The sequence below is a fragment of the Rhodobacter sp. P2_H5 genome, assembly GCF_056403335.1.
The window spans coordinates 120,464-143,688 of record NZ_JBFUFS010000005.1; the positions used below are offsets into that span (position 1 = coordinate 120,464).

Genomic DNA, 23,225 nt, shown 5'->3' on the forward strand with positions numbered 1-23,225 from the left:
GGCAATCAAGAGGGGCCTTGAACACAATCAATCCATCAAATCACCCTGTTTTGTCCACGGAATAGAACAAGGATTCGGGCATCTAGGCCCCATCGAGTTTGGCAGAAGGCGAGCATCCGATGAATGGTGCGAGTAAAATTCTTACGGTATCTTACGGAACCTTCAGCTGCACGCTGGAGGGGTTCGACGATCCTTTCAACACGATGAAGGCGATTGCCGAGTATTTCCGCGACCTCGCCGCCGAGGACCGTTATTTCGGGGCCGAGCCGCCCACCCCCGACGCCGCCATGCTGCACCGCATCGCCGAGCGCGAGATCCAGCGCCGGGTCGAGGCCAAGATTGGCGAGAACGGCCTTGTCCTGCGCGCCGATGAGGGGGTGGCCCCCAAGGTCACCTTCGCCTCTGCCCCGGTCTCCGCCCAGCCCCCGGCCCCGCCTGTCGCCGCAGCTGCTCCGGTTGCGGCCCCGCCCGCAGCCCCCCTGCCCGCCGCGCCGGTTCTGGCCAGCGCCGCCGAGGCTGCCCCCGCCATCGAATCCGCCGCCGTCCGCCTGTCGCGGTTGCGCGCCGCCCAGGCGCAAAGTGCAAGGCCGCAGCCCGCCCCGGTCAGCGCGCCCGCAGTCGAAGCCGTTGTCGTGGCCCCTGTCGCACCCGCCGCCGCGCTGCAGGACTATGCCGAGGATCAGGAACCGGCGCCCGCCGCCGACGAGGCAAGGGCCGATGAGGCCCGGGCCGCCAAGGCGCTCGCCGATCAGGAAAGAGCCGCCCTGAAGGAACAGCGCCGGGCACGCAAGGCCAGCCTCCTTGCCGCAAAAGAGGCCGCCTCCGTTGCTGTCGAGCCGGCTGCCGCCGAAGCCGTTGCCCCCGAACCCGCCCCGCAAGTCACCGTCGCCGCAGCACCGCAAACCGCGGCACCCGCTGTGGCCGAAGCCCTGGCGCTCGACTCGCTGACCGCCTCGATCCGCGAGACGCTGGCCGGTTTCGGCTCCGGCGATGACCAGCTGGCTGTCGACCTGTCGGATGCCCAGACCAAACCCGCCGCAGAGCTTGCCGCGGCCGACGACTTCGACGCCGGTTTCGACGACATCCTGCCCGAGGACAGCCCCGCCGAAGACCGCGCCCTGATCGAGGATTACGACCAGATCGGCGCAGCGGCCCTTTCCAACAGCTTCCCCGAAGCGGAATTTGCCGCGACCGAGGCCGAGACGGTCGAAGCCGCCGCACCGGACGCCGCCCAATCCGAAGTCGCCCAATTCGAAGTCGGCCAATCCGAAGTCGTGGCATCCGAAGCGGCGGACGCCGAAGCAGTCGAACCCCCGGCAGAAGCCATCGTGACCGCCGCGGCGATGGCCGAAATCGAGGCCGAGATCGCCGCTGCGCAGCTTGATGCAGACCTTGACGCCGAAATCGACGCCGAGATCGCGGCGGCAGTTGAGGCTGAAACGCCCGCTCAAACCGTCCCCGCCGAAGTTCTTGCCGAAGCCCCCGCCGAAACCCGTGCCGAGGCCGAGGTGGTTCTGCCGTCGATCGTCGTGGCCGAGCGGATCCAGCGCGCCCGGGCGCGGGTCATCAAGATCCGCCGTCTGGACACCGTGCCCACCGCCCCTGCCCCCGCCGACAACGCCGCACGTCCCGTCGCGGACGCTGCGGACGCGGCCCCGCACGCGGCGCCCTTGAGCCCGGAAGCCGAAGCCGATCTGGCAAGCGAACTCGCCGCCCTGCAGGCAGAACTGGCCCCGACCGAAGCCGCACCGGCAGAGGCCCCCGCCACTGCAGCGGAAGCGACCGAACTGCAGGCCGCCGAAGATCTGACCTCTGAAGTTCTGACCGCCGAAGACCAGACTGTCGAAGATCAGGTTGCCGAAGATCAGGTTGCCGAACCGAAGATGGCGGAACCCGTGGCAGCGGAACTGCCGGCAGAGGAGGTCCTCGCCGCAGAGGCACCGCAAGACGCGCCGCACGCCGAACCGCAGGCCGAACCGCACCGCCTTCCGGCTGTCGAGACCGGCGAAGCGGCGGTCAACCGCTTGCTGGAAAAGGCAAATACCGAATTTGAAGTGCCCGAGACCAAGCGCCGCCGCTCGGCCATCGCCCATCTGAAAGCCGCCGTTCTGGCCACCGTCGCCGAACGCCGGATCAATCCCAACGCGACCAAGCCCGATGCAGAGCGGATGGACCCCTACCGTCAGGACCTCAACCAGGTGGTGCGCCCGTCCTCGGGCGAACGCCCGGCGCCGCTGGTTCTGGTCTCCTCGCAGCGCATCGACCGCACGCCCGAATCCGCCATCCGCCCGCAAGCCGTGCAACCCGTGCGCCCGCGCCGGGTGACCTCTGGCATGCATGGCGCCAGCGCCGCCAACCGCGCCACGATCGAGGCCGTCACCCTGCGCATGGCCGACGCCGACGACCGCCGCCCCGAGGATGTGACCAATGTCTTCGCCGACCCCGGCAAGCAAAGCTTCCAGGAGTTTGCCGATGCCCTCGGCGCCACCTCGATGCAGGATCTGATCGAGGCGGCCGGGGCCTATTGCACCCTCGTCCTCGGCCAGGAAAGCTTCACCCGCCCGCTTCTGTTCAGCCAGATCGAATCGCTGCCCGGCCACGCCCCGGAAACCGTCCGCGAGGACAGCCTGCGCGGCTTTGGCCGCCTGCTCCGCGACGGTCGCCTGACCAAGACAAAGCGCGGGCAATATGTGATGGCCGAAAGCTCGCCGATCCTGACCGAGGCGCGGCGCCAGGCGCAGTGATCGGCGCGGTGAGCGGAACCGTTCAAAACGAAATCAGGCGGAAGGTTGCCCTTCCGCCTGTCGTCATTTCCGCCCGTCCTGCGGCGCCTCGGGGTCGGCCTGGCCGATCCCCAGGAACAACCGCCTGAGCGGCAGCATCCAGAGGAACCCGAGGCCGACATAGATCGCCAGTTCGACCAGGGCTGAGGGCCGCTCGATCAGGCTAACCAGCGTCACCGCCAGCACGATATAGGCCGGCAACCCGACGCAGAGCACCAGAAGCGCCAGCCTGCGCCGGGTTTTGTAGGACAGGGCCATGGGGTCAATCCGCGAAAGGATCGGTGACAAGGATCGTGTCGTCGCGCTCGGGCGAGGTGGACAAGAGCGCCACCGGGCACTGGATCAGTTCCTCGATGCGGCGGACATATTTGATCGCCGCCCCCGGCAGCTGCGCCCAGGAGCGGGCGCCGGCGGTATTTTCGTCCCAGCCTTCCATCTCTTCGTAGATCGGCGTGCAGCGCGCCTGCGCGTTGGCGGCGGTCGGCAGATGGTCGAGCCGCTTGCCATCAAGCTCGTAGCCGACGCAGATTTTCAGCGTCTTGAACCCGTCCAGCACATCCAGCTTGGTCAGGGCGATCCCCGAAACGCCGGAGGTCGCACAGGTCTGACGCACCAGCACCGCATCGAACCAGCCGCAGCGGCGCTTGCGGCCCGTCACGGTGCCGAACTCATGGCCGCGCTCGCCCAGACGCTCGCCATCGGCATCCTTCAGCTCGGCCGGGAAAGGGCCTTCGCCAACGCGGGTCGTATAGGCCTTGACGATGCCAAGGACGAAATCAATCGCCGTCGGCCCGAGACCCACCCCGGTCGCCGCCTGCCCCGCGATGACATTCGACGAGGTCACAAAGGGATAGGTGCCGAAGTCAATATCCAGCAAAGCGCCCTGCGCGCCCTCGAACAGGATGCGCTTGCCGGCGCGGCGGGCGTCGTTCATCACCTTCCAGACCGGCTGCGCATAGGGCAGGACCTGCGGCGCGATGGCGTGCAAGGCCGCCAGCAGGGCATCGCGGTCGACCGGATCGACACCGAGCCCCCGGCGCAAAGCGTCGTGGTGGCCGATCAGACGGTCCACCCGGGCCACCAGGGTCGCCTCATCGCCAAGGTCGGCGACACGGATCGCCCGGCGGCCGACCTTGTCCTCATAGGCCGGGCCGATGCCACGGCCCGTCGTGCCGATCTTGGCCACCCCGGTCTGGCCTTCGCGCGCGCGGTCGAGCTCGCCATGGATCGGCAGGATCAGGCTGGCGTTTTCGGCCAGCATCAGGTTCTCGGGCGAAATCTCCACCCCCTGCTCGCGCAGCTTGGCGATCTCGGTCACCAGGTGCCAGGGATCGACCACCACGCCATTGCCGATGACGCTCAGCTTGCCGCCGCGCACGATGCCCGAGGGCAGAAGGCTCAGCTTGTAAACCTTGCCGTCGATGACCAGAGTATGGCCCGCGTTATGCCCGCCCTGAAAGCGCGCGATCACATCGGCGCGTTCGGACAGCCAGTCCACGATCTTGCCTTTGCCCTCGTCGCCCCATTGTGCGCCGACAACCACCACATTTGCCATCTTGGACCCTTTCGGCAGGTAAACCGCGCACCGTATAGACGCAGGGGACGGGCGGCGAAACAGGAAACTGCACGGTGTGGCGCCCTGTCTCGGCCCGCGGCCTCAGCCGGGCGGGGTCGGCAGCAGCACCGCCACCACGACAGCCACCGCAAACATCACCACCATCGGCACGACCAGAAGCCAGGAGCGCCGCCCCTGCGTCATCATGTAAAGCCCGTTAAGACAGGCCAGCCCGCCGAACACCACCAGAAAGCCCGCGCCGAGGCCGAGCGGCGTATCGCGCAGGGCGTCAAGCGCCAGCGCCGTGCCCTGCGGCACCACCCGGTATTCCGCCGGAACCCAGTTCGGCATCGGCCAATGCAGCGCCAGGCAGACGAAGGCAAAGCCCCCGGCCAGAAGCGCCAGACCCAGAAGCCCCAGAATCACGCCGGCAAAGCGCACCCGCGCCAAGGAAGCCGTTGCCATCAATCTCTCCGTCATCCAAAAGGCCGCGCCCCCTGGCACGGCCCTTGAAAGCTTACGGAAACGCCGGACAAAAGCAACGCGGGCCTAGCCTGCCCTGGCCGCCAGCCTTTCGGCCACCAGCCGCTCCATCCGGATGAGGTAGCTGTCCTCGATGCCCATCTCTTCCAGATGCCGCACCGTGTTCATCAGATAGGCCGCCATCGAGCCCCACATCCCCACCGCCGAGGCGAGCCGGTCGGCCACCTCATCCTCGCAGAGATCACCAAGATAGCCGCGAAAGTTGCGCTCCATCACGAAGGCAATCGCGCGGACCGGACCCTCCGGCGTCTGGGCGTTCAGCCAGACCGTGGGCAGAGGCGGCTCGTTTTCCAAGAGGTTGATCAGCGCCGCCTCGCGCCCCTCTTCCACCATTTCCAGCACCTTGCCGCCGCAATGGCCGCCAACGTCGAGCGAGAGCATCACCCCCGGCGCCTCCGGATTGCCGCGATAGCGGGTGTCGGGGCCAAGGCAGAACTTGCGCTGCCAGCCCTCGACCTCGGCCGGGCGCTCCTCGCCCACGGTGAAGCGACGCTTCCACAGGATCGAGCCGAAGGCAAAGACCCAGAGCCTGCCATCCTCGGGCAATTCGCTGAGGATACGGCGCGCTTCGGCGGTGGCGCAGAAGTTGTCGCGCATCCCCGCCCGCTCCGCATCCATCGGACCGGGGTCGGGGACAGACTCCGGCAGACGCGCCACCAGATCGGCTGTCAGTTTTCTGCAAAGCTGAGAGGGATTCTGTTCCATGGCCTATAGCTAACACCGGGCTCCTATGCTTCAAACCTCCACAGGCGCACAGTCATGGTGAGATTTCGTGCAGCCTGACACTCTGGCCTGACACTCTGGCCAGAAACCCCGGGAGACCGCCATGCTTTACTACGCCACCTTCGGCACCAATGACCTCGCCCGCGCCCGGGCCTTCTATGACCCGACGCTGGCGACGCTCGGCCTGACCGTGGTGGCCGAGGGCAAGACCGAGGCGGGCTATGGCGCGCCCGGCGATACCGACCCCGGCCTTTACATCACCGCCCCCTATGACGGCCAGCCCGCGACGCGTGGCAATGGCACGATGCTGGCCCTGACCGCCACGACCCGCGCCGCGGTGGAGGCCTTCCACGCCGCAGCCCTGGCCCATGGCGGCAGCGACGAGGGCGCCCCCGGCCTGCGCTATGCCGAGAATTTCTATTCCTGCTATGTGCGCGATCCGGACGGCAACAAACTCTCCGCCGTCTGCACCAGCCCCGAATAGCGCGGGAATGGGAGTTGAGGGTGCCGAAGGGCTTGCAGGCCTGCGCGCATCCGCCTAGATAGGCGCGTCACCCCGAAAGGCCTGTCCGCATGGAAAACGTCATCCTCGCCATCCACCTCATTCTGGCTCTGCTCCTGATCGGGGTGGTGCTTCTGCAAAGGTCGGAAGGCGGCGGGCTCGGCATGGGCTCGACCGGCGGCGTCGTCTCGGGCCGCTCGGCGGCCACGGCGCTGGCCAAGGTGACCTGGATTTTCGCAGGCCTCTTCATCGCCACCTCGATCACGCTGACCGTGCTTGCCGCGCGTGACAGCGCCTCGTCTTCGGTGATCGACCAGATCGGCGGCACGCTGCCCGAACCGACGCTGCCCGCGCCGAGCACCACCGCCCCGCTGACCGCCCTGCCGCCCGTCACCACGGACGCGCCGGCGACCCCGCCGAAAGCCTCGAACTGACCACTATCCTTTGACGACCTGACGTAAGGTTCGACAGCATCTAGCGGTCCGGTTGCGCATTGGGCGGAAATGCCCTATGCATCAACTCCCGTGGTGCTGCGATTCCGCCATACCGAATCGCGTTTAACACGGGGGCCTCAATGGCACGCTATATCTTCATCACCGGTGGCGTTGTGTCCTCCCTCGGCAAGGGCCTCGCCTCGGCCGCCCTTGGCGCCCTCTTGCAAGCCCGCGGCTACACCGTCCGCCTGCGCAAGCTTGACCCCTACCTCAACGTCGACCCCGGCACGATGTCGCCCTTCGAACACGGCGAGGTTTTCGTCACCGACGACGGCGCCGAAACCGACCTCGACCTTGGCCATTACGAACGCTTCACCGGGGTCTCCGCGCGCCAGACCGACAGCATCTCCTCCGGCCGGATCTATTCCAACGTGCTGGAGAAGGAGCGCCGCGGCGACTACCTCGGCAAGACCATCCAGGTCATTCCGCACGTCACCAATGAAATCAAGGACTTCCTGCGCATCGGCCAGGACGAGGTCGATTTCATGCTCTGCGAGATCGGCGGCACCGTCGGCGATATCGAGGGCCTGCCCTTCTTCGAATCCATCCGCCAGTTCATCCACGAACGCCCGCGCGGGCAGTCGATCCTGATGCACCTGACGCTGCTGCCTTACCTGTCGGCCTCAGGCGAACTGAAGACCAAACCCACCCAGCACTCGGTCAAGGAACTCCAGTCGATCGGCCTCGCCCCCGATGTCCTGGTCTGCCGCTCCGAACACCCGATCCCGGACCGCGAGCTGGAAAAGATCGCCCTCTTCTGCAACGTCCGCAAAGAGCATGTGATCCCGGCCTATGACCTGAAGACGATCTACGAGGCCCCCCTCGCCTATCACCGCGCCGGCCTCGACCAGGCCGTGCTGGACGCCTTCGGCATCTCCCCGGCGCCGAAACCCAACCTGTCGCGCTGGGAAGACGTGATGGACCGCCTGACCCATGCCGAGGGCGAGGTCCGCGTCGCCGTGGTCGGCAAATACACCCAGCTGGAAGACGCCTACAAATCCATAGCCGAGGCGCTGACCCATGGCGGCATGGCCAACCGCACCAAGGTCAAGGCCGAATGGGTGGATTCCGAGATCTTCGAACGCGAAGACCCCGCCGCCTATCTGGAAGACTTCCACGCCATCCTCGTCCCCGGCGGCTTTGGCGAGCGTGGCACCGAAGGCATGATCAAGGCCGCCCAATTCGCCCGCGAAAAGAAGGTCCCCTACCTCGGCATCTGCCTCGGCATGCAGATGGCGGTGATCGAGGCCTCGCGCCACCTCGTCGGCGTCAATGATGCGGGGTCGGAGGAGTTCGACCACGAGGTCGGCGGCAAACGCTTCACCCCCGTCGTCTACCACCTGAAGGAATGGGTGCAGGGCAACCACATGGTGACCCGCAAGGCCTCGGACGCCAAGGGCGGCACGATGCGGCTTGGCGCCTATACCGCCAACCTCAAGCCCGGCAGCCACGTCTCCGCCGTCTATAACGCGGTCAATATCGAGGAACGCCACCGCCACCGCTACGAAGTCGACCTGCGCTACCGCGACCAGCTGGAAGACAAGGGCCTGATCTTCTCCGGCATGAGCCCGGACGGCAAACTGCCCGAGATCGTCGAGGTCAAGGACCACCCGTGGTTTATCGGCGTCCAGTTCCACCCGGAGCTGAAAAGCAAGCCTTTCGCCCCGCACCCGCTGTTTGCCGATTTCGTGCGGGCGGCGAAGGAGCAGGAGCGGTTGGTTTAGAGGGGAAAACTTATGCATCCGGCAGCGTTCAGAAAGCTTTTGGCGGACGTGATAGCAGCTGAAAAGTCCTACAGCGTTCCGTCTATTTGCTCAGCCATTGGTTTAGCTGCCGGTAGTGAGCAAGAGGCTTTCAACGGAAAATTCCGTTACGCCAAGAAGCGACTGGATGCTGTGCCTGATAGTCAATTGTTTGACGTTGCCGGACGGCTCAACTCAATGGTCGAGTCTGATGAACTCGTTCAATCCTTGAAAGAAAATACGAGTTCATCTCCCTCTGACGAAATCAATAGCAAATCCCTTGCACGATTGGGATCAAAGATCGTCTCAGACCGTTGGCAAAGCGCACTAAACCGGCGAGACAACGACCCCGATGGAGCAATAACGCTCGCGAGGACATTGTTAGAAGATATTTGCAAGACGATTATTATATCGTGTGATCAAGCATATTCTGAAGATGATGACTTAACAAAGCTATATCGGAAGACAAGCGGGCTATTGAATTTGGCGCCGGACCAGCACACTGAACAGGCTTTCAAGCAAATTTTGGGTAGTTGCCAGTCTGTAGTTGAAACGATTGGTTCCATTCGGAACAAACTTGGCGACGCTCATAGCGTCGGCCCCATTAGAAGCCGACCTTCGCAAAGGCATGCAACCCTAGCCGTAAATCTTGCCGGTACAATGGCGACATTTCTTGCCGATACTTGGCAAGAAAAAATAGCTAAATCTGAATAGGCTTTAACTGTAAACCGATTGTGGAAGCCTGCCCCGGTTCAAACTGAAGCTGTGGGATCCTTCCCCCGGCTTGGCCCCGCCAAGTCGGGATGCGCCTGCCTGCCCCCGGCAGGCGCATTCGCGCCCGCCAAGTCAGGCGCATCCCTCAGGTCGTGATAGCCCCACCCGACCTTCGGCCTGCGGCTTGCGCCTTCGGCCGAGGGGCCGGGGGTCCTGCCACTGGCAGGCCCCCTTTTCGGCCCCCGGTCTCTGATCCAAAGCACGGGATAGCAGCCCGGCGGGGCGGATTTGCCAAATCTTCGTCTGATGCTACACTCCCCCCATGCGCGCCCTTGTCCTCCTCGCCCTCCTCGCCTGTCCCGCCCAGGCCGCCCCGCTTGCGGGCAAAAGCTACATCATCCAGCTCTCCTCCAGCCAATATGCAAGTGGCTATGGGCGCTATCTGGTGCCGCCGCTGGCCAAGGTGCTGAAGGCCTCGGGGATGCAGGCCAAGTCCGGGCCGGGGGCGGATCTGGTGGCCAATATCGAGACGGGCGGCGACAATGGGCGCTGGGTGGGGGCCGGGGCGCAGAAGCTCTGGATCTACAGGGTCACTGCCACGGTCGGGCTCTCACTGGAAAGCTACGCCTTCCCCGACGATGGCACGCCGCAATTCGGCGTCCGCGCCGTGCTCGAGACGCCGAACCCCGACCGCGAGGATGAGATGGACTGCCTGATCGACCTCGCCGCCCGCGTGGCCCTGCGCGACTACCGCGCCAAGGGGCTCGAAGTGGTGGACGGCCAGGGCTGCCTGCGCGCGCAATAGGCCGTGGTGGCGTTACCGAAAGGTTAACGCTACCGATTTAATCTTGTGAAATCTGATGGTTAAACAGGCTTGCACGCGTGCAAACCCGTGCAATCAACCGGTGACAGCGGGCATGACCTGATGCATGCCCTCGTAGATCATGTGCAGCGCCACATAAAGGATGATGGCGAGGCCGACGAAGGCGATCCAGCGGTGCTTGTTCAAAAGCCCCGCGATGAAGGAGGCGGCCAGGCCCATCAGCGCGACCGACAGGGCCAGACCAAAGACCAGAACCCCCGGATGCTCGCGCGCGGCCCCGGCCACGGCCAGCACGTTATCAAGGCTCATCGAGACGTCGGCCACCACGATCTGCCAGGCGGCCTGACCGAAGCTCTTGCGCGGCGCATCCTTGGCCACCGCGCCGTCGGCGTTCAGGTCGGCGTCGGCAAGCGCTTCGGCGGCGTCATCGGCGGCATGGCCCTGACGCAGCTCGCGCCACATCTTCCAGCAGACCCAGAGCAACAGGATGCCGCCGGCCAGCGACAGGCCGGTGATCGCCAGAAGCCGGGTCGCGGCGAGGGCGAAGACGATGCGCAAGACCGTGGCGGCGAGGACGCCGATGATGATCGCCTTGGTCCGCTGCTCTCGCGGCAGGCCGGCGGCGGCCATGCCGATCACGATCGCATTGTCCCCCGCCAGTACCAGATCGATGCCGATCACCCCCAACAACGCTGTCAAAGCTTCGGGTGTGATCATGTCCATCGGGTTCTCCTGGATAACGGCTTTGTGTAGGTAAGGCGTCGCAAGGCCGCTTTCAACCCGAAACCCTGACCTCAGATGCCCGCTGGACGCAGGGTCGCAGTTGGGCTAGGCGGGGCCATGCTGTCTTATCAACACGCCTATCACGCGGGCAACCTTGCCGACGTTCAGAAACACGCCCTGCTGGCCTGGGCGCTGGAATATCTGACGCAGAAGGACAAGCCGCTGTCCTATATCGAGACCCACGCCGGGCGCGGGCTTTATGACCTGACGGCGCCGGAATCGGCCAAGACCGGCGAGGCCGAAGGCGGCATCGCAAGGGCCGAGGTCTGGCTGCCCGAGAGCCACCCCTACCGCCGCCGTCTGGCCGAGGTGCGCGCCGCCCATGGGCCGAGCTTCTACCCCGGCTCGCCCCTGGTCGCGGCCCTCTCGCTGCGGCCCGGCGATGTGATGCACCTCTGCGAGCTGCACCCGCAGGAGTTTCGCGCGCTGGAGGCCAATCTTGCCCCCTATGGCGCCCATATCCGCCAGATCGACGGGCTGGAGGCGGCGCTGACCCTGACGCCCCCGACCCCGCGCCGGGGCCTGATGCTGATCGACCCCTCCTACGAGGTGAAGGCCGATTACGAGGCGATCCCGAAGCTGATCGCCAAGGTGGTCAAGCGCTGGAATGTCGGCATTATCGCCCTCTGGTATCCGATCCTGCTGGATATCCCGCATGTGCCGATGCTCGCCGCCCTGACCCGCGACTTTCCCGACGCCCTGGTGTCAGAGGTGCGCTTTCCGCCGATGCGTGAAGGGCACCGGATGGCGGGCTCGGGCATGTTCGTGGTCAACCCGCCCTATGGCATGGCCGAGGAAGCCGCCCGCCTTCACGCGATTTTTGAAGCCCACCGCCGCTAGAACCTGGATCGCGCCATTGGCAGCGCGTAAAGTGCGGCCTATGTTCGGGTCATGAGCTTTCTTGACCGCCTCTTCGGCCCCGCCCCCTCCCGCCTGCCTGTGCCGGATGAACAGCTGGCGCTGGCCGCCTTGCTCGTGCGTGTGGCGCGGGCCGATGGCTTTGCCTCGGGGCCGGAACTGGCCCGGATCGACCGCATCCTGGCCACTCGCTACGCCATGACGCCCGAGGCGGCCCTCGCCCTGCGGTGCGAGGCCGAAACGGTGGAGACGCTCGCCCCCGACACCGTCCGCTTCACCCGCGCTCTGAAAGAGGCGGTGCCGCTCGAGGCCCGCAAGGCCCTGGTCGAGGCGCTCTGGTCGGTGGCCCTCGCCGATGGCCAGCGCGACGCCGAGGAAGACCGGCTCTTGCGGCTGGTCGCGGGCCTTCTCGGCCTGACGGACGTCGAATCCGCCCTCGCCAGACAGAAAGCGCAGATGCCATGATCGCCTCCCTTGGAATGTATGACCGCACCGAATGCCAGCCGGCGAATGACCGGCTTTGGGCGCTGATCCGCGATGGCTTGCGCAAGGCTGGCCTTGACGCGCCCGACGGCCTGACCCGCGGCGCCGGGGCCTATTGGCAGGCGTGGGAGTCGCCCGATCTCCTCCTGTCGCAGACCTGCGGCTTCCCCTACCGCGCCAAGCTGCATGGCAATGTCACCCTGATCGGCACCCCGGATTACGAGGTGGCGGGTTGCGCCCCCGGCCATTACCGCTCGATCTTCGTGGCCCGCACCAGCGACCCGCGCAACACCTTGCCCGATTTCCACGGCGCGGGCCTCGCCTTCAATGAAGACCTCTCGCAATCGGGCTGGGCCGCGCCGCAGAACCACGCGATCGCCCATGACATGCGCCTTCTGCCGCATCTGAAGACCGGCGGCCACCTCGCCTCGGCCCGCGCCGTGGCCGAGGGCCTGGCCGAAATCGCCGCCATCGACGCGGTGACCTGGAGCATGATTGCCGAGTGGGAGGCCTTCGCCAAAGGCCTCAAGGTCGTGGGCCAGACCGAGCCGACCCCCGGCCTGCCCTATATCACCGGCCTTGGCCGCGATGCCGAACTGATGTTCACCGTCATCTCGGATGCCATCGCGTCCCTCACCCCAGAAGACCGCGACACCCTGCGCCTGCGTGGTCTGGTTCGGATTCCGCCCGAATCCTATCTGGCGGTTCCCACCCCGCCGACCCCGGAAGACCTCGGCTATACGCCGCCACAAACCGCCTGAAATTCCTTCATTCAGACCCAAATATCCCGGGGGGTGCGGGGGGCTGGCCCCCCGCTTCCGAACAATATGCCGATTTTCCTTGCCGGAATCGTCCGCGCCCCCTATCCTCACATTTGATCAAATTGCGCGGAAGTCATGCCGACCTCTGCCGGGATCGACAAAAAGGGATGGATCAAGGGCATGATCCGACCCGCCTGCTGGACCTCCCCTCACCGGGCGGCCAAGTGTGGGCGGCGGGCTGCCCTTCCGATGTGACATGATGAAGGACTGGCTTAGAAAACACCCGGACGTCCGGACAATCCGCGTGGCCGCGGCGGACCTCAACGGGCAGGCGCGGGGCAAACGGGTCCCCGCACGCTTCGCGGACAAGATCGTGAAGGACGGGACGCGCTTCCCCTTCTCGGTACTGAACCTCGACATCTGGGGCGAGGATATTGACGATTCTCCGCTCGTCTTCGAACAGGGCGACCAGGATGGCGTTCTGAAACCGACCGAGCGCGGCTTCATGCCGATGCCCTGGCTCGAGGCGCCGACGGCTTTGCTGCCGATCTGGATGTTCCGCGAAAACGGCACGCCTTACGAAGGCGACCCGCGCCATGCGCTGTCGGCCGTGGTCAACCGCTTCAAGGCGCGGGGCCTGACCCCGGTTTGCGCGATGGAGCTGGAGTTCTTCCTGATCGACGACTCGGGCAAATCGCTGCAGGTGCCGCCCTCGCCGCGTTCGGGCAAGCGCCGGAAAGCAGCCGAGACGCTGTCGATCCGGGCTTTGGACGTGTTCGACACTTTCTTCACCGACCTCTATGACGCCTGTGAAGCGATGGACATTCCGGCCGATACCTCGACTTCGGAAACCGGTCTGGGCCAGTTCGAAGTCAACCTGATGCACTGCGACGACGCCCTGCGCGCCGCCGACGATGCCTGGCTCTTCAAGCTGCTGGTCAAGGGCCTCGCCCGGCGCCACGGCTTTGCCGCCAGCTTCATGGCCAAGCCCTATCCGGAATATTCCGGCTCGGGTCTGCACACCCACTTCAGCCTGATCGACGAGGCGGGGCGCAATGTGTTCGACTCCGGCGGGCCCAAGGGCACAGCGATGCTGAAACAGGCCGTGGCCGGCTGTCTGAATGCGATGCGGGATTCCTCGCTGATCTTCGCGCCGCACCAGAACAGCTATGAACGTCTGGTGCCGGGCAAACATGCCCCCACCGCCGTCTGCTGGGGCTACGAGAACCGCACCGCCGCGATCCGCATCCCGGCCGGCAACCCCGGCGCGCGGCGGATCGAACACCGCGTGGCGGGGGGCGACGTGAACCCCTATCTGATGCTCGCCGCCATTCTGGGTGCGGCCCTGGACGGGATCGAGGGCGAGATGGAACCGCCGAGCCCGATCGTCGGCAATGCCTATGCCGTCGAAGGCCTGCCGCAGATCGCCGAGACCTGGGAGGTCGCCATCGACGCGCTGGAGCAAAGCCCGATCGTCTCGCGCTTCATCCATCCCGAACTGATCAAGAACCTGATCTCGACCAAGCGGCAGGAACTGCACTACCTCGACGAGCTGTCGGATTCCGAGAAGGTCGAGCTTTACCTCGACACTGTTTGATCAAATCACGGCACGCCCCCCTTGACCATATGGGGGGGCGCTGCGTTAGGCTTGCGCATCAGCAACCGGACCCATCATGAAAATCGGCATCCTGCAAACCGGCCTTGCGCCCGAAGTCCTCTCGGCGGAGATGGGCGATTACCCCGACATGTTCGCCCGGCTTCTGGCGGGCCACGGCTTCACCTTTGAAACCTACCGCGTGGTCGAGGGCGAGTTTCCGGCCTCGGTGCTGGATTGCGAGGGCTGGCTGATCACCGGCTCGCGCCACGGCGCTTACGAGGATCACCCCTGGATCCCGCCGCTGGAGAATTTCATCCGCGACGCCTACTGGGCGCATGTGCCGATTGTCGGCATCTGCTTTGGCCACCAGATCGTGGCGCAAGCCATGGGCGGCAAGGTTGAACGCTATGCCGGGGGCTGGGCCGTAGGGGCGACCGACTATGACTTCGGCGGCCAGAAACTGCGGCTGAACGCCTGGCACCGCGATCAGGTGACCGTGGTGCCCGACGATGCCCAGGTCGTCGCCAGCAACGAATTTTGCGAGAACGCCGCCCTTCTTTACAGCGACCGGGCCTTCACCGTGCAGGCCCATCCCGAATTCCAGCCCGAATTCATCGACGGCCTGATCAAGACGCGCGGCAAGGGCCTGGTGCCCGATGACCTGATGGCCGAGGCCACCGGGCGGCTGACCCTGCCCCTTAATGACAAGACCATGGCCGACCAGATTGCCGAGTTTTTCACCATGGCGCGGGCCTGAAGCCTGCGCCGCCACAACAAGTGTGACCTATGTCCAAATGGACCGACCAACTGCCTGAGGCAGCAAAAGAATATATTGGCAGCCGCCGTGTTGATGAAGTGGAATGCGTGATCGGCGACATTGCCGGTGTGGCCCGGGGCAAGGCCATGCCCGCCGCGAAATTCGGCAAGCAGACCAATTACTTCCTGCCGAACTCGATCTTCCTGCAGACCATCACCGGCGAATGGGCCGACAACCCTTTCGATGCTTTCACCGAGCCGGACATGTATATGGTCCCCGACTATTCCACAGCGACCGCCGCGCCCTGGACGGCAGATGTGACGCTGCAGGTCATCCATGACGCGATGGACCAGGACGGCAACCCGATCCCCTTCAGCCCGCGCAATGTTCTCAAGCGGATCGTGAAGCTTTACAACGATCAGGGCTGGACCCCGGTTGTGGCGCCGGAGATGGAGTTCTTCCTGACCGCCCGCAACATCGACCCCAACATGCCAGTCGAGGCGCCGATGGGCCGCTCGGGCCGCAAGGCGGCGGGCAAGCAGGCCTATTCACTGTCGGCCATCGATGAATATGGCAAGGTCATCGACGACATCTACGACTATGCCGAGGCGCAGGGTCTGGAGATTGACGGTATCCTGCAAGAGGGCGGCGCCGGCCAGATCGAGCTCAACCTCGAACACGGCGATCCGGTGCGCCTGGCTGATGACGTCTTCTTCTTCAAGCGCCTGATCCGCGAAGCAGCACTCCGCCACGACTGCTTTGCCACCTTCATGGCCAAACCGATCGCCGGAGAGCCGGGTTCGGCCATGCATATCCACACTTCGGTCGTGGACACCAAAAGCGGCAAGAACATCTTCTCGGAAAAGAAGGGGGAGGAGACCGAAGCCTTCTTCCACTTCATCGCGGGCATGCAGAACCACCTGACCGGCGCGATTGCCGTTCTGGCACCCTATGTGAACAGCTACCGCCGCTACGTCCCGGACTTTGCCGCCCCGATCAACCTGGAATGGGGCCGCGACAACCGCACCACCGGGTTGCGGATTCCGATCAGCAGCCCCTCGGGGCGCCGGGTGGAAAACCGCCTGCCGGGGATGGATTGCAACCCCTATCTCGGCATCGCGGCGACGCTGGCCTGCGGCTATCTCGGCCTGATGGAGAAGAAGCAGCCGCGACCGGAGTTCAAGGCCTCGGCCTATATCGACAGCGACGACATCCCGACCAACCTTGGCGACGCGCTTGATTTGCTGGACGAGGATGCGGCGCTGAAAGAAGTGCTGGGCGAGGCTTTCTGCAAGGTCTACGATTCCGTCAAACGCAATGAATACAAAGAGTTCCTGCAGGTCATCAGCCCTTGGGAGCGTCAGCATCTGTTGTTGAACGTATGAACCTGCTGCATGTGAACGACAAGGCGGGGGAATATCCCCCGTCGTTTTATGCTGCGACGGCGACACCTTTCGCCGCCCTGCCCGCGCTGCAAGGCGAGGTTCAGGCCGATGTCTGCATCGTCGGCGGCGGTTATACCGGCCTGTCAGCGGCGCTGCATCTGGCGCAAAAGGGTTATCGGGTCGTGCTGCTGGAGGCGCAGCGGATCGGCTTCGGCGCCTCTGGCCGCAACGGCGGGCAAGTGGGCTCGGGGCAGCGTCAGGACCAGGACTGGCTGGAGGCCGAGGTCGGCGCCGAGGCGGCGCACCGGCTTTGGGCCCTCTCCGAAGAGGCCAAGGATCTGGTCAAGTCGCTGATCAAGACCCATGCGATGCCCGTCACCTTCCACTCCGGCGTGGCCACCGCCTGCTGGCGCGAAGGCGAAGTGCGCGACACCATGGCCTATGCCGACAAGCTGGAGCGCGACTACGGCTACAGCCACCTCGAACGCTTTGAAGGCAAGGCGATCGAAGGGCTGATCGGCTCCAAGGCCTTCAAGGGCGGGGTTCTGGACACCGACGCCGGCCATGTGCATCCCCTGAACTATGCGCTGGGGCTGGCCGCAGCGGCGCGCGCTGCCGGGGCCGTCCTGCATGAACGCGCGGAAGTGGTGGCGATCGAACCGGGGGCCAAGCCTCTGGTGCGCACGGCGCAGGGTCAGGTCCGGGCCAGCCATGTCATCCTGGCCTGCAACGGCTATCTCGGCGGGCTGGAGCCGAAAGTGGCCGCCCGCGTGATGCCGATCAACAATTTCATCCTCGCGACCGAGCCCTTGGGCTCCCGCGCCGCCGAGATCCTTTCGCGTCCGGTGGCGGTGGCCGATACCAAGTTCGTGGTGAACTACTGGCGCCTGTCCGAGGACAACCGCCTGCTGTTTGGCGGCGGCGAAAGCTATGGCTACCGCTTCCCCGACATCCTGCGCACCGTGCGCAAGCCGATGCTGAGCATCTATCCCCAGCTGAAGGACACCCGGATCGACTATGCCTGGGGCGGGACGCTGGCGATCACCATGAACCGGATGCCCTGCTTTGCCCGCCCGGGCCAGAATATCCTGTCGGCCTCGGGCTATTCGGGGCACGGCGTGGCGATGGCAACACTGGCCGGCAAGATCATGGCCGAGACCGTCGCCGGACGGGCCGAGCGCTTTGACCTCATGGCCTCGGTGCCGCAAACGGCCTTCCCGGGCGGGGCGGCCCTGCGCTGGCCGATGCTGCTGCTTGCGATGACCTGGTATTCGATGCGCGACAGGTTGGGGGTCTGACCCGGGATCAACCGGTTTCATCGGCGGAATTCGCCGATGGCGCCGAAATGTCACTGGCGTGTCACCTTGGCGCAGTTTAATCTTTCCTGAAGAAGAGTTTCAGGAAAGCTGCAACCATGGCCCCCGACGGACAAGCCCTCGCCCCCAATGTCTACGATGCCGAACCGATCCCGCCCGGGGCATTGGCCGAAATCGAGAGGCTGCTGATCTCGGGCGACCTCTTCCGCTACACAGCACCCGAGGGTGCGCCGGTGGCGCTGCTCGAAGCGGAATTTGCCGAGCTGATGGGCGCGCGTTATGCGTTGGCGGTGTCCTCCTGTTCGGCGGCGCTGTTTCTGTCCTTGAAGGCGCTGGACCTGCCGCGCGGCGCGAAAGTGCTGATCCCGGCTTTCACCTTCGCCGCCGTCCCCTCGGCGGTGATCCATGCCGATTGCGTGCCGGTGCTGGTCGAAGTGGGCAGCAACTACCGCGTCGACATGGCGGATTTCGCTGCCAAACTGCCGGGCGCCGATGCAGTGCTGATCAGCCATATGCGCGGCCATACCTCGGACATGGATGCGATCCTGGCGCTTTGCGATGCGGCGGGGATCCCGGTGGTCGAGGATGCGGCGCATTCGCTCGGCACCGAATGGCACGGGCGCAAGATCGGCACGATTGGCAAGATCGGCTGTTTCAGCTTTCAGTCCTACAAGATGGTGAACTCCGGCGAAGGCGGGATGCTGATCACCGACGACCCGGAGTTGGCAGCCCGCGCGGTGATCATGTCGGGCGCTTACGAGCATAACTGGAAGAAGCACCCGGGCCTGCAGAACAGCTACATGCTCTGGCAAAACCGGCTGCCGCTCTACAACATGCGGATGCAGAACCTCTCGGCCGCAGTGATCCGGCCGCAACTGCCCGAAGTGGCGGGCCGTGTGGCCAAAGGTCGCATCGGCCATGACCGGGTGGCCGCACGGCTGAACGAGAGCCCCTGGTTGGCGGTTCCCGAGGCTCTGGCGCCCGAAGAGCGCGCCCCTGATTCGATCCAGTTCAACCTGAAAGGCGACTGGAGCGATGCCGAAGCCCGGCGCTTCCAGACCGAGGCGAAGCGGCGCGGCGTTTCGGTACAGGTCTTTGGCCTGTCGGAGGACAACGCCCGCGCCTTCTGGAACTGGCAGTTCCTCGGCGAGGCGCCCGAACTGCCGCAGACCCGCGCCATGCTGATGCGCGCCTGCGACGTGCGCCTTCCGACGCGCCTGACCGAGGCCGAACTGGATTTCATCGCCGCCGCACTCACCGCCGCTGCGCTGGACGTGAAGGGCTGAACCCGAAGATGGGCAGATTGCCCATCCTACCGACTAAAGCAGGCGCAGGCTGCCGGCCATCCAGGGCCAATCGGCCAGCGCCGGTTTGATCACCCGGTCATCCACCAACCCGCGCAAACGCGCCGCCACCTGCCCCGGGATGTCGCGCAGCACCCCGGCCCGCGCCGAAAGCGACAGGCTGCGTTCGAGCGGGGCGAAGGGCAAGGGCGAGACGGTGATCGACGCCCGGAAGCGGGCGACATGGTGCAGGGCCAAGGGGGTCAGGATCGTCCAGCCCTCCCCCCCGGCCACCATGGCCAGGATCGCGTGATAGCTGTCGAGTTCGAAGCGATGCGCCGGGCGCAGGTTTTGCCGCGCCAGATGCGCCGCGATCTGGCGGCCCATCAGGTGGCGTGCGGTGTACTGGATCAGCGGCAGGTCGGCGAGACCGGCCTCGGGGTTGCGGCCCCTGGGCAGGACGGCGACGAAGGGTTCGGACATCAGGGGATGCACCTCGCGCCAGCCTTCGGCGCCGCCCTCGGTGCCCTGATCGGCAGCCACCACCACATCCAGCGCCCGCGCTTCCAATTGGTCGAGCAGGCGGTGGCTGGGGCCGGTTTCCAGAAGAAAGCGGCAGCCCCGCAGGTCATGCGCCAGGGTGGTCAGCAAGGCGGGCGTCACCTCGGCGTCGAAATCCTCGATCATGCCGAGGCGCAGGGTGGTCAGTCCGGAAAGATCGGCCACGGCGAGGTCGGCGCGGGCCTCGGCCTCGGCGTTCAGGATGGTCTGGGCGTGGCGGCGGAACATCTGGCCACCGGGGGTCAGGCCCATCGGGCGGGCCGAGCGGTCCAGCAGAATCGCCCCCAAGGCGGCTTCAAGCCCGGTGATCTGCTGGCTGATGGCAGAGGGGCTGACCTCCAGCCGGCGGGCGGCGGCGGAAATCGCACCCTCTTCGGCCACGGCCAGAAAGCATTCGATCCCCCAAAGGGTCACGCGTCCCTGAGGATCGGGCATTCGCTCTCCGCTTCAAAAGGGGCTCGGACGGGCTGCGACCAACCGTCAGAGCTTGGACAGTTTCTTCTGCAACTCGGCCAGCTGGCGCTTGATCTCGGCCAGATCCTCGGGCGACTCGGTTGGTGATTCGGCCTCGGGCGTCGTGCCGCCGCTGGCCCAGGGCAGACCGCCCATCATCGTCTTCATGAAGGCTTCCTGCTGCTTGCGCATCGCATCAAAGCCCGGCATCGCGGTCAGGGGATTGGGGATGGCGGTCAGGTTTTCGACCATCTTGGACTGGCCCTCGCGCAGCATCTCGAAGCTGGCGGCGAGGAACTGCGGCACCACCGACTGGATGTTGGAGGTGTAGGAGCGCACCAGATCAGTCAGAACGTTGGTCGGCAGGACCGTATCACCCTTCGATTCGTGTTCGGCCACAATCTGCAGCAGATATTGCCGGGTCAGGTCGTCGCCGGATTTGAGGTCGATGATCTGCACTTCGCGGCCCGAGCGGATGAAGCCCGCGATATCTTCCAGGGTCACATAGTCCGAAGTTTCGGTGTTGTAGAGACGGCGGCTGGCATAGCGCTTGATCAACAACGGTTTAGCGGTCTCGGCCATATGAAACTCCCCCGAATGTATTGCGGTGCAGAGAAGCTTAGGCGAGGTGCAGAACAAAAGAAAGGGCAGGCTTTGCAGCCCGCCCCTCTTCAACGCTATCTTTAAAGCCTGTCGCGATTATTTCGCGGCGGTGGCAGCGGTCGCGGCTTTCTTGGCCACGGCGGTCACTTCTTCGGTGGCTTTCTTCACGGCAGCGGTCGCTTCGACCGAAGCGTCCTTGCCAGCGGCCAGCAGCAGCTCGACGGTGTCCATCTGGACCTTCTTGGCGACTTCAGCGAAGGCAGCCATGTGCTCGGACGCCATTTCGGCAGCGGCCGAAGCGAAATCGGTGGCGGCTTTGGTGTAGTCGGCCGGCTCGGTCTTGGCCTTGGAGACGACGGTCAGCTTGGCCAGCGCGTCCTTCGCCCATTTGGACGAGATTTCGGTCGACTTTTCAGCAGCTTCCAGCGCGACCTTGGTCAGCTTCTCGCTGAAGGCGGCTTGGGTTTTGAAGGCGTTCTGGAAGGCAGAGGCGTCAACCGGGAAGGACGCCATCATGTCTTGCATCACTTTGGTGAAATCAGGGGCCTTGGTCATTTCATATTCTCCTTATGAAGCGGGTCCAATCCCGTTTCCTGTGGAGGATATATACATGCTGCAGTGCAGCATTTCAAGTAAAAATTCTGCGACGCAGCGATGACAGTCGCGCATAGCTTGTATTCGCGACTGTCAGCTCGTGCGGTGATCCGGGCGCGGTCAGGCCGCGGCCTCTCCCCGGACATAGGTGCCCGGCGCCGGGCACAGCACCGGCAACGGACCGTCGCCGGGCTCGCGTGCGGGGATCTGCGGACCGGACCTTTCGGCCAGCCAGTCGCGCCAGCGCGGCCACCAGCTGCCCTGGGTGAAGGTGGCGCCCTTGTACCAGTCCTCGGCCGTGCCCATCGCGCCCGCATTGGTGTAATGGCCGTATTTGCCCTTGGAGGGCGGGTTGATGATGCCCGCGACATGGCCCGACTGCGACAGGATGAAGGTCTTGTCGGGGCTGCCCATCTGGCGGACGCCGTTGAAGCTGCCCTTCCAATGCGCGATGTGGTCGGTCTCGCAGGCCACGGCGCAAAGCGGCACCGTCACCTCGGAGAGGCTGACCTCCTTGCCGAAGACCTTGAAGGTGCCCTTGGCAAAGCCGTCGCCCTGACACAGCCCGCGCAGATATTCGACTGCCATCTTGGCCGGCAGGTTGGTGCCGTCGCCGTTCCAGAACAGCAGATCGAAGGCCGGCGCCTGCTCGCCCAGCATGTAGCTCTTGATCGCCGGCTGGAAGATCAGGTCGTTGGAACGCAGGAAGCTGAAGGTCCGCCCCATGAAGGATTTGGAGAGGATGCCGTCGGAACTGGACTGCCTCTCGATCCCGTCGACGAAGTCATTGGCCAGAAAGACCCCGACCTCGCCCGGGTCGGAGAAATCGGTGAGCGTGGTGAAGAAGGTCGCACTCTTGACCGTCTTGTCGCCCGCCCGGTGCAGATGCGACAGGGTCAGGCCCAGCGTGGTGCCGGCAATGCAATAGCCCACACAGTTGATCTGCTTCTCGCCGGTGGCGCGGCGCGTCTCGGCCATGGCGGTGAGGAAGCCGTCGCGGATGTAGTCGTCCATCGTGATGTCGGCATAGGCCGCATCCGGGTTGACCCAGGAGACGACGAAGAGCGTGAAGCCCTGTTCCACCACCCAGCGAATCAGGCTGTTGGCGGGCTTCATGTCCATGACGTAGTATTTGTTGATCCAGGGCGGGAAGATCAGCAGCGGCGTCTTGTAGACCGTCTCGGTCACCGGCGTGTACTGGATCAGCTCGAACATGTGGTTGCGAAACACCACCGCGCCGGGCGTGGTCGCGATATTGACGCCGATGGTGAAGGCCTCGGGGTCGGCGAGGGTGACCTGCAGGTTGCCATTGCTCGCCTCGATGTCGCGCACGAGGTTCTCCAGCCCCTGCACCAGGCTTTCGCCATCGGTCGCCACGGCCTTTTCCAGCGCATCGGGATTGGTGCCGAGGAAGTTGGTCGGCGCCATCATGTCGACCAGCTGGCGGGTGAAGAATTCCACCCGCTTGCGTTCGTCGGGCGACAGCGTGTCCATGTCCGACATGGCGCTCTGCACTGATTCGACGTTCAACAGGTATTGTTGCTTCAGATAGTGGAAGGCGGGATTGGTATCCCAGACCGGATTGGCAAAACGGCGGTCCTTTGGCGCGGGATCCGCGGCCGGCGTCTCGCCCTTGATCAGGGCCTGCTGGGCCTCGACATAATTCTTCAGCGTCTTGCCCCAGTAGCCGACCTGCTGTTCCATCATCCGGGCAGGATTCTGCATCATTCCGGCCAAATAGGCGGCGGCAGCCTTCACATACAGCTCCTGATTGGGCCCATCCAGCGCCTTGTCATGCGGCTTGCGCGCCGCCATCGCCTGCATCAACCTTGCCGAAAGAGCCTCCACCCGGGCAAGATTTTCGGTCAACCGCGTCAACTTTGCTTGTGCGTCAATCTCGTCAGTTGTCATG

23 protein-coding genes are annotated in these 23,225 nt (G+C 64.9%); 14 read left to right on the plus strand and 9 right to left on the minus strand.

What is annotated here, in order from left to right; all coding sequences use genetic code 11:
* The first annotated feature begins 119 nt into the window (after positions 1-119).
* Entirely contained in the window at positions 120-2,744 is a 2,625-nt protein-coding gene (locus AC1DVR_RS08500; protein ID WP_478000122.1) for a hypothetical protein, read from the plus strand.
* A 63-nt stretch (positions 2,745-2,807) separates the two neighbouring features.
* Here AC1DVR_RS08500 and AC1DVR_RS08505 read toward each other — a convergent pair whose 3' ends face one another.
* From AC1DVR_RS08505 to AC1DVR_RS08520, 4 genes are all read right to left on the minus strand, one after another.
* Positions 2,808-3,041: a DUF2842 domain-containing protein gene (locus tag AC1DVR_RS08505; protein ID WP_478000123.1), complete on the minus strand. Its 234-nt coding sequence runs from the start codon at positions 3,039-3,041 to the stop codon at positions 2,808-2,810.
* Between the two features lie 4 nt (positions 3,042-3,045).
* Positions 3,046-4,338 carry an adenylosuccinate synthase gene (locus AC1DVR_RS08510; RefSeq protein ID WP_478000124.1) on the minus strand — a complete coding sequence of 431 codons (1,293 nt, stop codon included), beginning with the start codon at positions 4,336-4,338 and terminating at the stop codon, positions 3,046-3,048.
* Between the two features lie 102 nt (positions 4,339-4,440).
* A complete protein-coding gene (locus AC1DVR_RS08515) occupies positions 4,441-4,803 on the minus strand; it encodes a hypothetical protein (protein ID WP_478000125.1) in 363 nt (120 codons plus the stop codon).
* Positions 4,804-4,887: 84 nt separating this feature from the next.
* Positions 4,888-5,586, minus strand: coding sequence for a gamma-glutamylcyclotransferase (locus AC1DVR_RS08520; protein ID WP_478000126.1), 699 nt, complete (start codon positions 5,584-5,586; stop codon positions 4,888-4,890).
* A 121-nt stretch (positions 5,587-5,707) separates the two neighbouring features.
* On the opposite strand from AC1DVR_RS08520, the gene AC1DVR_RS08525 reads away from it, so the two are divergent.
* The 5 genes from AC1DVR_RS08525 (at position 5,708) to AC1DVR_RS08545 (ending at position 9,861) form a co-directional block, all read left to right on the plus strand.
* Complete coding sequence (locus AC1DVR_RS08525) at positions 5,708-6,088, plus strand: VOC family protein (RefSeq protein WP_478000127.1); 381 nt, start codon at positions 5,708-5,710, stop codon at positions 6,086-6,088.
* 89 nt (positions 6,089-6,177) lie between these two features.
* Positions 6,178-6,540 carry a preprotein translocase subunit SecG gene (gene secG, locus AC1DVR_RS08530; RefSeq protein WP_478000128.1) on the plus strand — a complete coding sequence of 121 codons (363 nt, stop codon included), beginning with the start codon at positions 6,178-6,180 and terminating at the stop codon, positions 6,538-6,540.
* A gap of 140 nt (positions 6,541-6,680) precedes the next feature.
* Positions 6,681-8,324 carry a CTP synthase gene (locus AC1DVR_RS08535; protein WP_478000129.1) on the plus strand — a complete coding sequence of 548 codons (1,644 nt, stop codon included), beginning with the start codon at positions 6,681-6,683 and terminating at the stop codon, positions 8,322-8,324.
* 12 nt (positions 8,325-8,336) lie between these two features.
* Positions 8,337-9,056 carry an abortive infection family protein gene (locus AC1DVR_RS08540; RefSeq protein ID WP_478000130.1) on the plus strand — a complete coding sequence of 240 codons (720 nt, stop codon included), beginning with the start codon at positions 8,337-8,339 and terminating at the stop codon, positions 9,054-9,056.
* Positions 9,057-9,378: 322 nt separating this feature from the next.
* A complete protein-coding gene (locus AC1DVR_RS08545; protein WP_478000131.1) occupies positions 9,379-9,861 on the plus strand; it encodes a hypothetical protein in 483 nt (160 codons plus the stop codon).
* Positions 9,862-9,954: 93 nt separating this feature from the next.
* Here the strand turns inward: AC1DVR_RS08545 and AC1DVR_RS08550 are convergent, their stop codons facing one another.
* Entirely contained in the window at positions 9,955-10,602 is a 648-nt protein-coding gene (locus tag AC1DVR_RS08550; RefSeq protein WP_478000132.1) for a TerC family protein, read from the minus strand.
* Positions 10,603-10,719: 117 nt separating this feature from the next.
* Here AC1DVR_RS08550 and AC1DVR_RS08555 point away from each other — a divergent pair, with 117 nt between their 5' ends.
* The 8 genes from AC1DVR_RS08555 to AC1DVR_RS08590 all read left to right on the plus strand — a co-directional run bounded on the left by AC1DVR_RS08555 (position 10,720) and on the right by AC1DVR_RS08590 (position 19,105).
* Positions 10,720-11,502: a 23S rRNA (adenine(2030)-N(6))-methyltransferase RlmJ gene (locus AC1DVR_RS08555; RefSeq protein WP_478000133.1), complete on the plus strand. Its 783-nt coding sequence runs from the start codon at positions 10,720-10,722 to the stop codon at positions 11,500-11,502.
* A 51-nt stretch (positions 11,503-11,553) separates the two neighbouring features.
* The gene (locus AC1DVR_RS08560; RefSeq protein ID WP_478000134.1) at positions 11,554-11,985 is read left to right on the plus strand and encodes a tellurite resistance TerB family protein; all 432 of its coding nucleotides are present in this window, start codon (positions 11,554-11,556) and stop codon (positions 11,983-11,985) included.
* Positions 11,982-12,764, plus strand: a complete 783-nt coding sequence (locus AC1DVR_RS08565; RefSeq protein WP_478000135.1) for a phosphate/phosphite/phosphonate ABC transporter substrate-binding protein — start codon at positions 11,982-11,984, stop codon at positions 12,762-12,764. Before AC1DVR_RS08560 ends, AC1DVR_RS08565 begins: the two co-directional genes overlap by 4 nt.
* A gap of 259 nt (positions 12,765-13,023) precedes the next feature.
* Entirely contained in the window at positions 13,024-14,361 is a 1,338-nt protein-coding gene (locus AC1DVR_RS08570; protein ID WP_478000343.1) for a glutamine synthetase family protein, read from the plus strand.
* 76 nt (positions 14,362-14,437) lie between these two features.
* Positions 14,438-15,118, plus strand: coding sequence for a type 1 glutamine amidotransferase (locus tag AC1DVR_RS08575; protein WP_478000136.1), 681 nt, complete (start codon positions 14,438-14,440; stop codon positions 15,116-15,118).
* 29 nt (positions 15,119-15,147) lie between these two features.
* Positions 15,148-16,503, plus strand: coding sequence for a glutamine synthetase family protein (locus AC1DVR_RS08580; protein WP_478000137.1), 1,356 nt, complete (start codon positions 15,148-15,150; stop codon positions 16,501-16,503).
* Entirely contained in the window at positions 16,500-17,801 is a 1,302-nt protein-coding gene (locus tag AC1DVR_RS08585) for an NAD(P)/FAD-dependent oxidoreductase (protein ID WP_478000138.1), read from the plus strand. Before AC1DVR_RS08580 ends, AC1DVR_RS08585 begins: the two co-directional genes overlap by 4 nt.
* A gap of 116 nt (positions 17,802-17,917) precedes the next feature.
* The gene (locus AC1DVR_RS08590; protein WP_478000139.1) at positions 17,918-19,105 is read left to right on the plus strand and encodes a DegT/DnrJ/EryC1/StrS family aminotransferase; all 1,188 of its coding nucleotides are present in this window, start codon (positions 17,918-17,920) and stop codon (positions 19,103-19,105) included.
* Positions 19,106-19,138: 33 nt separating this feature from the next.
* On the opposite strand, the gene AC1DVR_RS08595 is transcribed toward AC1DVR_RS08590, so the two are convergent.
* The 4 genes from AC1DVR_RS08595 to AC1DVR_RS08610 form a co-directional block, all read right to left on the minus strand.
* Positions 19,139-20,098, minus strand: coding sequence for a LysR family transcriptional regulator (locus AC1DVR_RS08595; protein ID WP_478000140.1), 960 nt, complete (start codon positions 20,096-20,098; stop codon positions 19,139-19,141).
* Between the two features lie 45 nt (positions 20,099-20,143).
* On the minus strand, positions 20,144-20,698 hold the full coding sequence (gene phaR / locus AC1DVR_RS08600; RefSeq protein ID WP_478000141.1) for a polyhydroxyalkanoate synthesis repressor PhaR: 555 nt from the start codon (positions 20,696-20,698) through the stop codon (positions 20,144-20,146).
* Between the two features lie 117 nt (positions 20,699-20,815).
* Entirely contained in the window at positions 20,816-21,274 is a 459-nt protein-coding gene (locus AC1DVR_RS08605) for a Phasin (protein WP_478000142.1), read from the minus strand.
* Between the two features lie 159 nt (positions 21,275-21,433).
* Entirely contained in the window at positions 21,434-23,224 is a 1,791-nt protein-coding gene (locus AC1DVR_RS08610) for a PHA/PHB synthase family protein (RefSeq protein WP_478000143.1), read from the minus strand.
* Between the last annotated feature and the right edge of the window lies 1 nt (position 23,225).